The sequence below is a fragment of the Gordonia sp. 852002-10350_SCH5691597 genome (genome assembly GCF_001665715.1).
Classification (GTDB): domain Bacteria; phylum Actinomycetota; class Actinomycetes; order Mycobacteriales; family Mycobacteriaceae; genus Gordonia; species Gordonia sputi.
Genome location: NZ_LZMO01000271.1, coordinates 1 through 14,617 on the forward strand (window position 1 = coordinate 1; position 14,617 = coordinate 14,617).

A 14,617-nucleotide genomic window follows, 5' to 3' on the forward strand; every position below is an offset into this window, starting at 1 on the left:
TTCGTGTGGACGAAACCGGTCGAGGAGATTCTCAAGAAAGCTCAACCGAAAACCAACTAACGAAACGCGACACTAGTGCCGCAGTTCGTCGGATCTGCGTTTTTCGTCAATAACTGGGTGCAGATCTCTCAGTCACATAGCTACTTCGCGAACACGACGCCGCAGATCTTCATGCATTACTGGTCGCTGGCGATCGAGGAACAGTTCTACGTCGTGTGGCCATTGCTGTTCGTGGCGATCATGGCGGCTGCGCGCGCGTTGCCGATGCGTCGACGCCTCTGGGTCGCAGCCGGGGTGGCCACTGTGCTGGCGGTGGATCGGTCGTGGCGATGTGGCTGCTCCATGATCCCCATGCCGACCCGAGCCGGGTGTACTTCGGTACAGACACACACGCATTCGGGTTGTTGGTCGGGGTGATCCTGGCGCTTCTCGTGACGGCGCCGTCGCCTGCAGCACCCGATTCGTGGCCGCGGTTGGTGCCTGAGCGTGTCGTCGACCTGCTCGGCGCTACTCTCGCCCCGGTCGGTTTCCTCGCTCTGGTGGTGCTTTTCCTGGTGCTACCGGATACGTCGTCGTTCACGTATCAGGGCGGACTGCTGCTGGCGTGCATTCTGGCCGCGGGGATCGTGCTCGATGCGATCCGGGGGAGAGGTCGCGTTCACCGACTGATGTGTCGTCAGCCGTTGCGGTACCTCGGTACACGGTCGTTCAGCATCTACCTGTGGCACTGGCCTGTCGTGGTGGTGCTGCGGCAGCTCTTCCATGCTGACCGAGTTCACTCGGGGACTCTGCCCGTATGGGTGATCGGACTCATCGCTGCCGTCCTGACGCTGGCGCTCTCCGAGGCGTCGTTCCGGTGGATCGAAACCCCGTTCCATCGCTTGGGTCTGCGTGGCGTCCTGAACTTGCTTGGTTCGCGCCAACGCACTGCTGCGCCTGCCCTTGCACTCGCCGCTGCCCTCGCTGTTGCTCTGTTCGCTGGTTCCGCACTGGGCACCAGCCCGGCAAAGTCACAGCTGGAGGAGCAACTCGACCAGCTTGCGCAGATGCAGAAGGCCAACGCCGCCGCGCTGCGGCACGCACCTCCTCCTCCGCCCGCGGCACCCGTTCCGACGCTTCCGCTCGGCGGTGAGATCACCGGAATCGGTGACTCGGTGATGCTGGCGTCGTCGATGGCGCTGACCAACCGGTTCCCGGGCATGTACATCGACGCGGAGGTCTCGCGCCACTACACCGGTGGCGAACCGATCATCGAGAACCTCGCCGCCGCCCGTCAGCTACGCAAATTCGTCGTCCTCGGGTTCGGTACCAACGGCCAGGCGTTCGACGGACAACTCGACCGCATCCTCGGCGAGATCGGACCAGGCCACCAGATCGTATTGCTGGTGCCGTACGGCCCGGTCGACGGTATCCCGCAGGCGGCTCGCCAGGTTCTGCAGTACGCGCCGCGGCACCCGAACGTCTACCTGGCGCCGTGGTGCCAGGCTGCCGCAAGTCACCAGCAGCTTCTCGGCGCCGACGGAGTGCATCCGTTCGGGCCAGGCACCTTCCTGTATGCCGATGCCGTCACCCAGGGGCTGCGGCAGGCAGTCACAGGAAAGCGTGATCTCAGTATCTCCTGCCCGATCTGACGGTATCTCCCGTCGCGTCCGAGGCGCGATCGAACCTGGGTCAGCCGGTGATCCATCGGCTGGCGGGGAGATAGCCTGCGACACCCTGCGGGTAGGCGCGGGCCAGAGCGTCGGCGAATCGGCGATTGCGATCGGCGGTACCGGCGGCCGTGTAGTGAATTCCGTCGGAGGCGAACTCGTTCGCTGGTGCACTGCCTGCCCAGTCGTAGACGGCAAGATTCGGGTAGCGCGCGAGTGCGGCGCGTAGTGCTGTGTTGAATGTTGCCATCGCCGCGGGGCCGAATGCCTGGTTCTTCGGATTCGACGTCGTGACCGTCGGCCACAACACGGGTTGACCCTTCAACGCGGACATGATGCGGTCGATCCGCGCGTCGGCGCTCACCGTGCTGCCGGATGAGATCGCCCCGGCGTCGTTGATGCCCATCGCGATCACCCAGCAGCCTTTCGAGCCAGAGCTGAGCAGTCCGGCGACTGCCTTCTCGGCGTCGGTCCCCGGACCTCCGACGACTGCTCGTCCGCTCAGCGCGTCGACCTTCACCGACGTCGCCCCGACTCGCCGGTACTGCGCCGACGCGGTGTCACTCGGACTCGGCAATGCCGATGCCTTGTCTGCGTTGACCGACGTCGAGTCGCCAACCTGGACGACCGAGGTGCAACGCGACGTCCCGTTGCCCGGTGAGGGCACCTTCGGGATGATGTCGCCGAGCCCCAGCTCCGACGATGAGCTGGGAAGCCCGGAGTCGGACAACAGGGAGTTGGCGAGCCCGCCCAACGCGCCGGCGATGTCATCTACGGGAGCGGCAGACGCGAAGGCCGGCGCACTCATTCCTGAGGCCACCACGACGCCCAGAGCGATCATGCCAAGGCGCTTGGATGCCGACCGAGAGGCCGTGCTCGACGAGAACTTGCGAACAACTTTAGTCACAGTAGTAACACTGAACACTTCTGTCCCATAAGCCGCAACCGCTGAAGGCAAAGTGTCATCGGCGCGTGATGTTCTCATCGATCGAGCGTGGTGACGAACCGGTTCAGTTCGAACCGGCACCGAGCGGTGCTCGGCTCCCGACCGTGACGACTTTCGCGGCGTCGTCCCGAGAGGCGATCGTCTCCGTCTGCGGGGCTCTTGGCGCGGCGTTGGTAGGTGCCTTCCTGGCAAGGACCGTGCTCAGCGCTGCGCGGAGAGTGGAGACCGGATCGTCGACCATCGCCAAGCTGCGCCACGCGACGTGATGGTCGGGTCGGACGAGGAGCGCACCATCGGCGCCGACCTCGCGCTGCTGTGTCCATTCCCGCAGGACGTCGTGGTACTCACAACCGACGCCGACGGCGCGGACGTCGAGTTCGATCCCGAATTCCTGTGCCACCTGTGCCGCCGCGGCACGCCAGTCATCGCCGTTCTCTCCGATGATCAGTGTGAGCGCACCGTGTCCCGTGATGTCGACGGTCGAGACGCGGCGTCGACCCTGCTCTACCCACGCGTGGGGCAGGCGCGCTCCCGGATGTGTCGTCGGCTGGTAGTAGAGCTCTGCGTCGCGGACGTTTTCGGGGTAATCGGTGCCGTCGTCGACGATGCACGTCGACGAATAGCGTTGTCCCAGTTCCACTCCGTGCGCGTTGAACTGATAGTTCTGCAGCGCGACGGCACTGTCGAGTTCGCGGCGTCGCTGCGCGCCGCGCTCGGTTCCGGAGAACAACTCGTCGAGCATCTTCCAACCGTCCTCCGCGGACTGTCCGGGCTCGAAGCCCAGGGCTTGCGAGATCGGCAGCATGTTGCGCACGCTCTCCATCGCGCGATCAACGACCTGTTCTCCGACGGGTTGGCGCTCCTGGGTGTAGGTGTCGAGGAGTGTCGGTTCGGCGTCGCCACGCAGCACCATCGCGAGCTTCCACGCGAGGTTGAAGGAGTCCTGCACCGACGTGTTGGTGCCTAGACCGTTCGCAGGCGGGTGCCGGTGAGCGGCGTCGCCTGCGAGGAAGACTCGACCCTTGCTGAACGTGTCGGCGATGACGTGGTTGATCTGCCATTTGCTGACGGCCTTGATCCGGATGTCGATGGAGTCGTCGCCGATGGTGGTGCGGGCCCGCTCGATGACCGCCTCCTCGGACGTGTCGGGTTCGCCGTCCTCGGGGTTGTACATGCACAGCAGCACCCATTCCGTCCACGGCTTCACGCAGATCCATGTGCCGCTGCCGACCCAGTAGTCGTTGCCGGGCTGCGCCATCCAGTAGAGCGTTCCAGGGCGATGGGCAGTGTACTGGGAGAGGTCTGCTTCGAGCCAGATGTTCATGGCGGCACCGAGGCCCATCTCTCCGCGCAGCGGAAACTCCAGCTGCTGCGCGACCGTCGAACGGCCGCCGTCGGCGCCGATCACATACTTCGCGCGTATCCGATACTCGGCGCCTGTCGTGCGTTCGCGCACGATGGCATCGACGTGATCGCCGGTGTCGGTCAGCGAGACGGCCTCCGTGTTGAACCTGATCTCCGCGCCGAACTCACGCGCCGCCTGCAGCAGTATCGGTTCGAGGATGTGTTGCGGAATGTTGCACATCTCCGTCGGACTCGATACCTCGTAGTCGGCGTGCCGCAGCGTCCCCGAGCCCCATGACTTCAGCCGGGCGATCTCGGTGCCCGCGAAGCTTGTCGCCCAGACGTTGTTGCCCATGTACTCGTTCGGCACGGCTGCGGCCCGCACGCGGTCGTCGATGCCTAGGTCGCGGAAGACCTCCATCGCACCCTGATTGGTGATGTGGGCGCGTGGTGAGTTCGCGGTGCCGGAGTAGCGGCTGACGGTCAGAGCCCTGACGCCGTACTCGGCGAGCAGTGCTGCTGCGGTCAGGCCTGCCGGCCCTGCGCCGACGATGAGGACATCTGTGGTGACGGTTTCCATCGGAGTCGACCTCCATGGTCGAAGTGCCGGCGTCGTGCCGGAGGCGTGGGAAAGGGTTGTGGATAGGGGTGGTGAGCTGCGTGTGCAGCGGGGCGGCCGGCCCTCAGGTGGCCGAGTGTGCGCCGGTCATCATCGCGGCCAGGTCTTCGGGAGCGAGGAAGCTCGGCGGAGGTGGCGGTCCCCAATTGAACAGTCCGCGAGCGCCTTCGAGATCTTCCGGCGTCCACAGCGCATCGTCGGGGATGCAATCCATGTCGGAGTAGTACTCGGAGAAGTTGCCTGCCGGATCCTTCAGATACCAGAAGAAGTTCGAGCCCGCGTGGTGTCGGCCGAGCCCCCATACGTGGCGTTCGGGGTTTCCCTCGAGCATCGCCGCGGCGCCACGCCCCACGTCGTCGATATCGTCGACCTGCCATGAGGTGTGGTGCAGGTAGGTCACCGGTGAGTTCATGACGAGGATGTTGTGGTGGTCTTGTGAGCAGCGCAGGAACGACCCGTGTCCCTTGATGTGGTCGCTGATCTTGAAGCCGAGTCCGTCGACGAAGAATCGGCAGGTTGCCACGTAGTCGGTGGAACCGAGCACCGCGTGTCCGAGCTTGTGCGGCTTGATCGCGTAGTCGCGGATCACGCCGGGTGCACGGCCGTACCGTTCGATGCGGCCTGGGCCGTTGTACGGAGTCGGTTCGACACGCTGTTGATTCAGTCTCGGCAGGACTCGCACGGTGGCGCGGAGATCGGCGACCGGCTCGTGGGCGGTCACTTCGTCGCCGTGCCGTTGTGCGAGAAAGCCTTTCGAGACGAGTTCGTGGTGGATGCGGTCGATGTCGTCGAGATCGTCAGCGCCGACCGACAGTTCGAGCAGTCGACGCGTCGGCGCGGCGACGATCCGCAGCTGTTCGCCACCCTCGGTGGTCGACAACCAGCCGTCCGAGGTCGGCGTCAGTCCGAATTCCGTGTAGTAGGCGAGTGTGTCATCGACATTCGGTACGCCCATCGTGACCGATGCGAGCCTGTGCAATGGCATCGTCGATCACCGCGTCTCTGCCGTGGCGACGAAGCGCTGCTCGATCTCGCCGATGTCGGCGATCCGAGAGGTGAGGACGTCGCCGTCGGTAAGGAATCGCTGCGGCGTTCTGCCCATACCGACGCCAGATGGTGTGCCCGTGAAGATGACGTCGCCCGGGAGGAGCGGCGTGATGTGCGACAGACGCGAGACCAGTTGCGGGACAGAGAAGATCATTTCCGACGTCCGGCCCTTCTGCATCTGTTCTCCGTTGACGTCGCAACTGAGCTCGAGGTCGTCGCGGTCGGCGAACTCATCCGGCGTGACGACGACCGGTCCCATCGGGGCGTAGCCCGGGTACGACTTGCCGAGACTGAACTGCGGTGGGTGCGCGTTGAATTGGGTTTCGCGGTCGGAGATGTCCTGGCCGATGGTCAGTCCCGCCACATGATCCCAACCGTCCGCTTCGCTGACACGATGCGCCGCACGGCCGATCACCGCGACCAACTCGACCTCCCAGTCGATCTTGGGGCCCGTCAATTCGACGACGCCGACCGGGCCCGCAAGCGACGTGCGGTACTTGGTGAACACGGGCGGGAAGTCGGGGACGTCGTACTTCGACTCCGCTGCGTGCTCGGCGTAGTTGAGGCCGATGGCGAAGACCTGCGCGGGCTCGGGAATCGGATTCTCCAGCGTGGCGTCGAAGACGCTGCCGTTGGTGGGGTCGATGTCACGGGCCCAGGCGGCGAAATCGTCCCAGGCGTCGTAGATCGCGGTGATCGACGGACCGAATCGTCCATCACTGGCCTTGGCGACGTCGATTGCCAGCCGGTGTCCGCTGTCGACCAGCACAGCGCGCTTCTCGAGAACTCCCAGACGCATGATCGCTCACTTCCTCGTATTGCTGCGCATCGATGCCAGGAGGTGATCGGTGTCACAGTCACTGATCTCTGGTCTACTCGCTCATATTCGTCAGTGCAAGATATTTTCGAAAATATGTCGATCAGGCACTGATCTGGACAAAGTGGGCTATGGTTGTGACCATGGCAACAGCGAAGGCGAAGCAGACGCGAGGCGACCTCGTCTACGCGCAGTTGCGCGGCGAGATCCTCGGCGGCCGTTATCTGCCGGGTGACCGACTGAAGTTCGGAGTGCTTGCCGCGGAATGTGATGCGAGCATGAGCGTGATTCGTGAGGCACTCACTCGCTTGTCGCTCGAGGGGCTTGTCACCAACGAACCCAACGTCGGTTACGCGGTCACCGAGATTTCCATTCCTCGTCTACGTGAGCTGACCGACGCGCGCCTCGAACTCGAGGGACTGGTGTTCGGCCGTGCCATCGGCGACGGCGACCTCGCCTGGGAGTCATCGGTCGTCGCTGCTCATCACCGGATGGTCGGTACGCGCTATCTCACCGACGACGATCCGGTCCGCGTGACCGATGACTGGGCCTTGGCGCACGCGGCGTTTCACCGCGCACTGCTCGACGGATGCGGGAACAAGAAGCTCCTACAGTTGGCCAACGGGCTGCGCGACGAGGCCGAGCTCTACCGCCGGTGGTCGCAGCCCCTTGGTCGGGAGAAGAATCGCGATCTCGACGGTGAGCATCGTCGAATGATGGAGTTGGCGCTCGCGCGCGACGCCGACGGCGCAGTGACCGCGCTGCGCGATCACATCGCGCACACCACGGAGTTGCTCGTCGAGAGCGACATCGCCGTGCACAGCGCCGTCACCATGTGACCGCTCTCGAAACCTAGCCGCTGTCTGCGTTCGACGAGACGGGCAGCGAGCGGGGAAGTGTTTCGCCCCGGAAGAACGCCGGCTGTCGCATGCGTAGGTAGAGCATCACGAAGAGTCCGAGCACCAGCAATCCGAAACCGATGTAGAAGACAAGTCCGACGCCGAATATCGAAGCGCCACTCCCGTTGTCGGGATTCATGCTCTCGCCGACCGAGATGACGAACACCACGATCAGTGCGGCACCGCCCAACAGCGGGAACAAGAACTTGAAGAAGAAGTTGTGCACGGATGAGAAGAGCTCGCGACGGAAGTACCAGACACACGCGAACGCCGTGATGCCGTAGTACCAGCAGATCATGATGCCCAGCGCTGCGATGGTGTCGATCAGAGTGCGCTCGGATAGGAGTGTCACCGCCGTGTAGAAGACCGCTGTGACGATGCCGGCGACGAGCGCCGCGAACGACGGTGACAGAAAGCGCGGGCTGATCTCGGAGACCTTCTTCGGGAAAGCTCCGTAGCTGCCCATGGCGAGCATGGTGCGTGCGACCGGCAGGAAGGTCGTCTGCAGGCTGGCGATCGACGAGACCAGGATTGCGGCGAACAGCAGGACGCCGCCCCATCGTCCCAGGATCGGATCGGCCAGTGCGCCAAAGACATTCTCGGCGTTGTTCTCGCTAGCCAACCCGACCCCGTCGGTGCCAACGCCCGCATACATCATCACCGCGACCGCCACGAGTAGATAGGTGAGCAGGATCGACATCACGCACAGCAGCCCGGCACGCCCCGGGGTGCGTGAGGGATCTTTGGATTCCTCGCCGAGCGTGAGGCAGGTGTCCCACCCCCAGAAGGCGAAGATCGATCCGGTGAGCCCGACCGCGAACGCGGAGATGGTCAGTCCGGTAAAGGGATTGAACCAGTCGATGTCGAAATGCAGTCCCGCGGGCGCGGATCCGTCGGCGACCTTGACGAACGCGATGATTGCGAACGCGAACAACACGATGAGCTGAAAACCGACCAGCACGTACTGAAGTCGTTCGCTCGTGGTGATCCCGCGCATCGACACCCACGTGGCTATCGCGAGGAGCACCAGCGTCGTCAGGATGTTCACGAGCTTGTTGGTGCCGAGATCTGCGATCGACGGCTTGTCGAAGATCTGGGCGATGATCAGGTAGAAGAACTGCACGCCGATCGCCGCGAGATTCGACAACACGATGATGGTCGCGACGACCATGCCCCAACCGCACATCCAGCCCACGTACGGCCCAAATGCCTTGGTAGACCAGGTGAACGACGCTCCGCAGTCGGGGGTGTCGGAGTTGAGCTCCCGGTAGGCGTAGGCGGTGAGGAACATCGGGATGAAACCGGCGATGAAGATCGCGGGCATCTTGAGGCCGACCGCCGCGACGATCAATCCGATGCTCGCGGTGAGTGTGTAGCCGGGGGCCACCGTCGAAATCCCGAGCACGGCTCCCGAGAACACCCCGACCTTCCCCGACGCGAGTCCCTTGCTGTTCGTTTCGATGGTGACAGGGTTCGACACGGCGGTGTCCGACGCGCGCGGGTCGGACGTGTTTGGGTCGGGGGGCGCAGGGTCGGGCGATTCGGTTGGCGACGATGGGGACGAACTCATCTCTGCAGATCTCCGGTGTCAGGCGCCGCGGGGGACGACGATCATGGGAACGGCGAGCACCCGCAGCATCTTGGCCGCGGTGGACCCGAGGAACAGGTGGAATGGCTGTGCGAGTCGGCTCGAACCGACATAGATGAGGTCGCCCGGTTCCCAATCCAGCGACGCCGCAGCGTCTTCGACGGTCTTGCCGGTCGCGATGGCGGTGGTGACCGGATGTCCGTCCGGCAGGTCGGCGCGCGCCGCGGCGACGGTGCGCTCGAGGTGCTCGTTCACCACGCGGCGGGCCTCGGAATCCTTCGTCGGATCGCTCGAGAGGCCGTCGTCGACGGGCAGCAGCGACAACAATCGGAGCGGTACGTCGGCGGCCGTGCACGCCCGCGTCGCTGCCTGCAACAGCGCTTCGACACCCGGTCGTCGACCCACCGCGCACGTGATGCGCGTAACCGGCGAGACGATTTCGCGTAGGCCCCGGGGAGTCACCGCAACCGGGGTGGCCGAGGTGTGCACGAGATCGGTCACAACGGAACCGAGCGTGTGACGCCCGAGGATTCCACCTCCTGACCCGCCGACGACGACCATCGACGAGTCCAGCCGTGTCGCCTCGATCGACAGGCCCTCGGCGGCGTTCTCATACTCGGCGACATAGCCTTCGCCGTCGACACCGTCGGGCAGTGTGCGCAGCGCTTCGTCGAGCCAGGTCGCGGCCTGTCTGTCCAGGATCTCCTGGAAGTCGCCCGGTGCCACGGCCTGTTCGGCTGGTGTGGACGGCGGCACCACCAGACAGATCTTCAGGTCGGCGTCGAAGGATTGGGCCAACTGTGCACCCAAGGCCAGTGCATCCTCGCCGCCGGGGGTTGCGAGGTAGGCGACCAGCAGGTTGGGCCTGGGGTTGGTCATGGTGGTGCGCTCCGTTCGGTTGGCTCGGGAAGGGGTGGCGCCAGCAGGGTACGAGCGGTTCGAAATTCACGGCAGTGGACTTACTGTGCGCTGGGCCACTTCCGGACGCACGGGCCAGAATGTCCTGCGCCCAAGAGGTACGCAGGACATTCTGGCCAGTGAAACGGAGGGACTCGACGACTCGTCAGCTCAAGTGGTGGACCTCCTGCAGGTCGTAGACGGGGGTGTCGATGCCCTCGAAACGCGCCTTGAGTTGCAGCGCGAGGTACAGCGAGTAGTGGCGGGACTGGTGCAGATTGCCGCCGTGGAACCACAGGCCCGGCTGTTGGGTCGGCTTCCACATGTTGCGTTGCTCGCCCTCCCACGGCCCGGGGTCCTTGGTGGTGTCGGAGCCGAGCCCCCACACCTTGCCCACCCGATCGGCGACATCCTGACCGATGAGGTCGGCCGCCCATCCGTTCATCGAGCCGTACCCGGTTGCGTAGACCACGACGTCTGCCGGAAGCTCTGTGCCGTCGGCGAGCACCACGGAGTTCTCGGTGAGGTGATCGACCTGGCCGTGAGCGAGCTTGATGGTGCCGTCGGCAACCAGCTCGCACGCACCGACGTCGATGTAGTAGCCCGAGCCGCGACGCAGGTACTTCATGAACAATCCCGAGTCGTCGTCGCCGAAGTCGAGGTCGAATCCCGCAGCCTCCAGCCGAGCGTAGAAGTCCTTGTCGCGCTCACGGATCTGGTCGTAGAGCGGGATCTGGAACTCGTGCATTATCCGGTATGGCAGCGAGGCGAACGTGAGGTCGGCCTTCTTCGTCGTCATGCCCGACGCCACTGCCTGCTCGCTGTAGAGCGCCCCGAGGCCGATCTCCATGAGCGAGTCCGACTTCACGATGTGTGTCGACGATCGCTGGATCATCGTGGTGTCGATCCCGTGCTCCACCAACGCTTTACAGATGTCGTGTGCCGAGTTGTTGGCACCGACCACGACGACGCGTTTGCCCGCGAAGCCGTCGGGTCCCGGGTGCTGACTCGAGTGGTGCTGCTCGCCGGCGAACACGTCCTGGCCGGGGAAGGACGGGACGTTGGGCTTGCCCGACATTCCGGTCGCGAGGACGAGCTGGGTCGGGGTGAGTGTGAGGTGCTCCCCGTCGCGATCGACCTCGACGGTCCAGTGTCCGGCCTGCTCGTCGTAGCTCGCCGACGTGCAGGTGGTCTTCGACCAGTAGGGAACCTCCATGACGCGCGTATAGAACTCGAGCCAGTCGCCGATTTTGTCCTTGGGCGCGAAGACGGGCCAGTTCTCGGGGAACGGGAGGTAGGGCAGGTGGTCGTACCAGACCGGATCGTGCAGGCACAGCGTCTTGTACCGTCCGCGCCACTGGTCGCCCGGTCGGTCGTGACTGTCGACGACGATCGACGGAACGCCGAGTTGCCGGAGTCGTGCGCCGAGCGCGATGCCGCCCTGGCCACCACCGACGACGAGGACGTACGGCTGACGTGTTCGGCCGAGCTCTGCCTCCTCGGCCTCGCGGCGTTCGGCCCACGACCGCGCGTCGGGCTCGGACCCGTGTACCGCGCCCAGCACTCTGCTCGCGCCGCGGCGCTCCTCGTGCCCCTTCAGTTCCTGGAGGGTGGTGAGCAGTGTCCAGGCCTCGTCGCGGTCGTCGTCGGCCGCCTGTCGGAGCCGCAGTAGGCCTTCGCCGCGACCCGTTGCGGTCTCGAACTCTAGGAACGCCGTCACGACGCCGTCGTCCTCGGAGGGGGTCTCGGTGGCGCTGAACGACTCCGGGGCGGTGTCGTCGAGGCGCGCTGTGAGCATGTCCGCGAGCTGCTCGCGTCCCTCGACGGTTTTGAGATTCCATGTGAAGGCCACGAGGTCACGCCAGTAGCAGTCGGTCGCGAACATCGCTGTCACCGCAGCGATGTCGCGTGATCGAAGTGCCGATTCGAAGTCGGTGAGCCAGCGGTCGACGCGTTCGGCCGGTGTCCGATGGGTCGTCTCGTCTCGTCTCGTGGTCGGTGTGGACGTCTTGGGTTCAAGCGTCTGAGTCATTGCTTCTCCTCATCTCTGCCGGTCCGTTGGGCCCGGCGGGTGTGATGCACAGCACACTCGGGAGTGGGTGGGGTGAGCAAGGGTTGCACCGGGTTGCATCCGCGGAGTTCTTTGCGGTCCGACTGTGATCGGGAGCACAATCTCTGGTGATGACCGCCACACCACCAGCCAGAGCGGGCGAGCCCGCAGTCGCCGCGGGCGACGACCCGCGGCACTATGCCGCCGTCCTCGCCGCCGTGTACGACGCCGCGATGTCGGGCAATCGCCCGCCGGCGCGTCCGCGCGACGTGATCGGCGAGTCGTGGCGACGAGTCCTGCACGCGGGTGTCGATCCGGAGCGCGGTAGCGCGGAGAATCTCATCGGTGCCGCAGACCTCGAGGCGCGTCGTGCACAGTCGCCGCTGGCTCACGTTCTCGACGATCTGACCGGCGGGCTCGACGCCGTGATCGCCGACGGCGACAACATCCTCGTGATCGCCGACGCCGCGGGACACGTCCTCTGGCGCGGAGGTCAGACCCGCGTGTTGCACCGGGCAGATCGTCTCGGATTCGTCGAGGGAGCGTCTTGGGGAGAGCGGTCCGTCGGCACCAACGCCATCGGAACCGCGTTGATGTCCGGAGGTCCCGTTCAGGTCTTCTCCGCCGAGCACTTCGTTCGAACGCACCACACGTGGACGTGTACGGGTGCGCCGATCCGCGACCCGAGAACGGATGCGGTGCTCGGCGTCGTCGACGTCAGTGGCCCTGCCGCAACCATTCATCCGACGACGCTGGCACTGGTGAGTGCCGTCGCGAAACTCGCCGAATCTCAACTGCGCGAACATCATCGACGCAGGCTTGACGAGCTGAGGGCGATCGCCGCTCCGATCCTCGCGCGCTCATCCGGGCCTGCGCTCGCCGTCGACGCCGATGGCTGGGTCGCGGCGGTCGACTCGATTGCACCGTGCTCGCGACTGGCACTACCGCGAAGCCCGCAGCCCGGGCGCGCGTGGTTGCACGCGCTCGGCGCGTGCGAGTTCGAACCGTTGCCCGGTGGATGGCTCGTGCGCGTCGCCGACGACCGCGGCCCCACGGCGACACTCGTCGAACTCGATCTCGCAGGCGACCACCCGCCGACAGTGCGGGTCTCGGGCGCGACGGGCTCGTGGACCCACCGTCCGTCGCCGCGGCACGCGGAGATTCTGGCCTTGCTCGCCGCCCACCCCGACGGGTTGAGTGCAGCCGCGATGTCGGAGCAACTCTTCGGCACCAACGACCGCACCGTGACCGTGCGTGCCGAGATGTCGCGTCTGCGAAGGAGTCTCGGCGGCGTGCTCAGCGCGAATCCGTACCGATTCGCCCCAGGCGTCGACATCACGTCTGTCGACGACTCGGCGCGGTCACTCGACCGGTGAATCCTCGACCCGTGAACCTCCGCGGGTTACGGTCGGGGCGTGACGGTTTCGCATGTGGACGGCTACCTGCGCAAGATCATGGACGATTGTGTCGACGATCGGGCGGGGGAGGTGGCCGACTACATCCCCGAGCTCGCGGCCGTCGATCCAGAGGGGTATGGGTTGTCGGTGGCCATGCACGACGGTTACCTCTACTCACTCGGTGACGCGGACACCGCGTTCACCATCCAGTCGGTGTCCAAGCCGCTGACCTACGCCATGGCGCTGAGTCGCCTGGGGCCGGCCGAGGTGGACGCGAAGATCGGCGTCGAACCGTCGGGCGAGGCGTTCAACCAGATCAGTGTCGACGCGCGGCGTCGGCCCAAGAACCCCATGATCAACGCGGGTGCGATCGTTGCGTCGTCGTTGCTCCTGCCGCCGGTTCGCGACGTCGGCCCCGAGGTCGTGGAGACGACTTTCGCCGAGATCCTCGCCTTCTACTCGGCGTGTGCCGGACGTCAGTTGACGCTCAACGAGAGAGTCTTCGAATCCGAGGCCGCGACCGGGTCGAGAAACCGCGCGATCGCCTACATGCTCGACAGCTTCGGAGCGCTCGACACACATCCTGACGCCGCGATCGCGCTCTACTTCCGTCAATGTGCCGTCCAGGTGAACACCGACGACCTCGCGGTGATGGGCACGACGATTGCGTGCGGCGGAGCCAACCCGCGCACCGGACGGCGGGTGTTCAGTCAGGAGGTCGCACAACGGGTGCTGAGCGTGATGACCACCTGCGGTATGTACGACGCCGCGGGCGACTGGGTCACCGCGGTCGGAATGCCCGCCAAAAGCGGTGTCGGAGGCGGCATTCTGGCGGTGTTGCCCGGGCAGTTGGGCATCGGTGTCTACTCGCCGCGGCTCGACGAGCACGGCAACAGCGTGCGTGGGGTCGACACCTGCGAGCACCTCTCCACCGATCTCGGGTTGCACATGTTCAACGTCACCCGTGAGAGCAGGGTCACGATCAGGGCGACGTACGACATCACGGACTTTCCCGTCGGCGACGACTGGTCCGAGGAGGAGCGCGGCTTCTTGCGGACCTGTCGCGACCGCGTTCGGGTCTACGAGTTGCAGGGCGACTTGACGTTCGGCAGTGCGGAGAGCGCATTGCGTCGCGTCGAGGAGGAGATAGATCGTGTCGACGTGGTGATCATCGAGATCTCGCGGGTCGGCGTGATCGACCCGGTCGCGCGCACGATGATGCTCGCGGTCAAACGCACGGCCGACGACAACGGCAAGCGCGTTGTGCTCGTCGACCCCGACGGTGAGGTGCGCGCGAGCGTCGAGCGTCATCGCGCCGACAGCGTCGTCCCCAACCTCGCCGTCCCGGAGCAACTGCAGGGACT

At 65.3% G+C, this 14,617-nt stretch carries 11 protein-coding genes; 4 read left to right on the top strand and 7 right to left on the bottom strand.

All coding sequences use genetic code 11. The features are described from left to right. The first annotated feature begins 329 nt into the window (after positions 1–329). The gene (locus A5777_RS20785; RefSeq protein WP_231895143.1) at positions 330–1,631 is read left to right on the top strand and encodes an acyltransferase family protein; all 1,302 of its coding nucleotides are present in this window, start codon (positions 330–332) and stop codon (positions 1,629–1,631) included. A gap of 40 nt (positions 1,632–1,671) precedes the next feature. Here A5777_RS20785 and A5777_RS20790 read toward each other — a convergent pair whose 3' ends face one another. From A5777_RS20790 to A5777_RS20805, 4 genes are all read right to left on the bottom strand, one after another. Next, the gene (locus A5777_RS20790; RefSeq protein ID WP_231895142.1) at positions 1,672–2,556 is read right to left on the bottom strand and encodes an SGNH/GDSL hydrolase family protein; all 885 of its coding nucleotides are present in this window, start codon (positions 2,554–2,556) and stop codon (positions 1,672–1,674) included. A gap of 103 nt (positions 2,557–2,659) precedes the next feature. Next, a complete protein-coding gene (locus A5777_RS20795; protein ID WP_064864234.1) occupies positions 2,660–4,519 on the bottom strand; it encodes an FAD-dependent monooxygenase in 1,860 nt (619 codons plus the stop codon). Between the two features lie 103 nt (positions 4,520–4,622). Further along, entirely contained in the window at positions 4,623–5,543 is a 921-nt protein-coding gene (locus A5777_RS20800) for a VOC family protein (protein WP_064864236.1), read from the bottom strand. A gap of 6 nt (positions 5,544–5,549) precedes the next feature. Beyond that, the gene (locus tag A5777_RS20805; RefSeq protein WP_064864238.1) at positions 5,550–6,404 is read right to left on the bottom strand and encodes a fumarylacetoacetate hydrolase family protein; all 855 of its coding nucleotides are present in this window, start codon (positions 6,402–6,404) and stop codon (positions 5,550–5,552) included. 161 nt (positions 6,405–6,565) lie between these two features. On the opposite strand from A5777_RS20805, the gene A5777_RS20810 reads away from it, so the two are divergent. Beyond that, positions 6,566–7,261 (top strand): GntR family transcriptional regulator, encoded by a 696-nt coding sequence (locus A5777_RS20810; RefSeq protein WP_064864249.1) that lies wholly within the window; start codon positions 6,566–6,568, stop codon positions 7,259–7,261. A 13-nt stretch (positions 7,262–7,274) separates the two neighbouring features. On the opposite strand, the gene A5777_RS20815 is transcribed toward A5777_RS20810, so the two are convergent. The 3 genes from A5777_RS20815 to A5777_RS20825 form a co-directional block, all read right to left on the bottom strand. After that, complete coding sequence (locus A5777_RS20815) at positions 7,275–8,891, bottom strand: APC family permease (RefSeq protein ID WP_082933779.1); 1,617 nt, start codon at positions 8,889–8,891, stop codon at positions 7,275–7,277. An 18-nt stretch (positions 8,892–8,909) separates the two neighbouring features. Continuing rightward, the gene (locus tag A5777_RS20820; RefSeq protein WP_064864241.1) at positions 8,910–9,788 is read right to left on the bottom strand and encodes a universal stress protein; all 879 of its coding nucleotides are present in this window, start codon (positions 9,786–9,788) and stop codon (positions 8,910–8,912) included. Between the two features lie 184 nt (positions 9,789–9,972). Next, the gene (locus A5777_RS20825) at positions 9,973–11,838 is read right to left on the bottom strand and encodes an NAD(P)/FAD-dependent oxidoreductase (RefSeq protein WP_064864243.1); all 1,866 of its coding nucleotides are present in this window, start codon (positions 11,836–11,838) and stop codon (positions 9,973–9,975) included. Positions 11,839–11,987: 149 nt separating this feature from the next. On the opposite strand from A5777_RS20825, the gene A5777_RS20830 reads away from it, so the two are divergent. Together A5777_RS20830 and glsA are read left to right on the top strand one after the other, a co-directional pair. Beyond that, on the top strand, positions 11,988–13,232 hold the full coding sequence (locus A5777_RS20830; RefSeq protein ID WP_064864245.1) for a helix-turn-helix domain-containing protein: 1,245 nt from the start codon (positions 11,988–11,990) through the stop codon (positions 13,230–13,232). Positions 13,233–13,271: 39 nt separating this feature from the next. Beyond that, positions 13,272–14,617, top strand: a 1,346-nt coding sequence (glsA, locus tag A5777_RS20835) for a glutaminase A (protein WP_064864247.1), incomplete at its 3' end; no start/stop codon positions are given.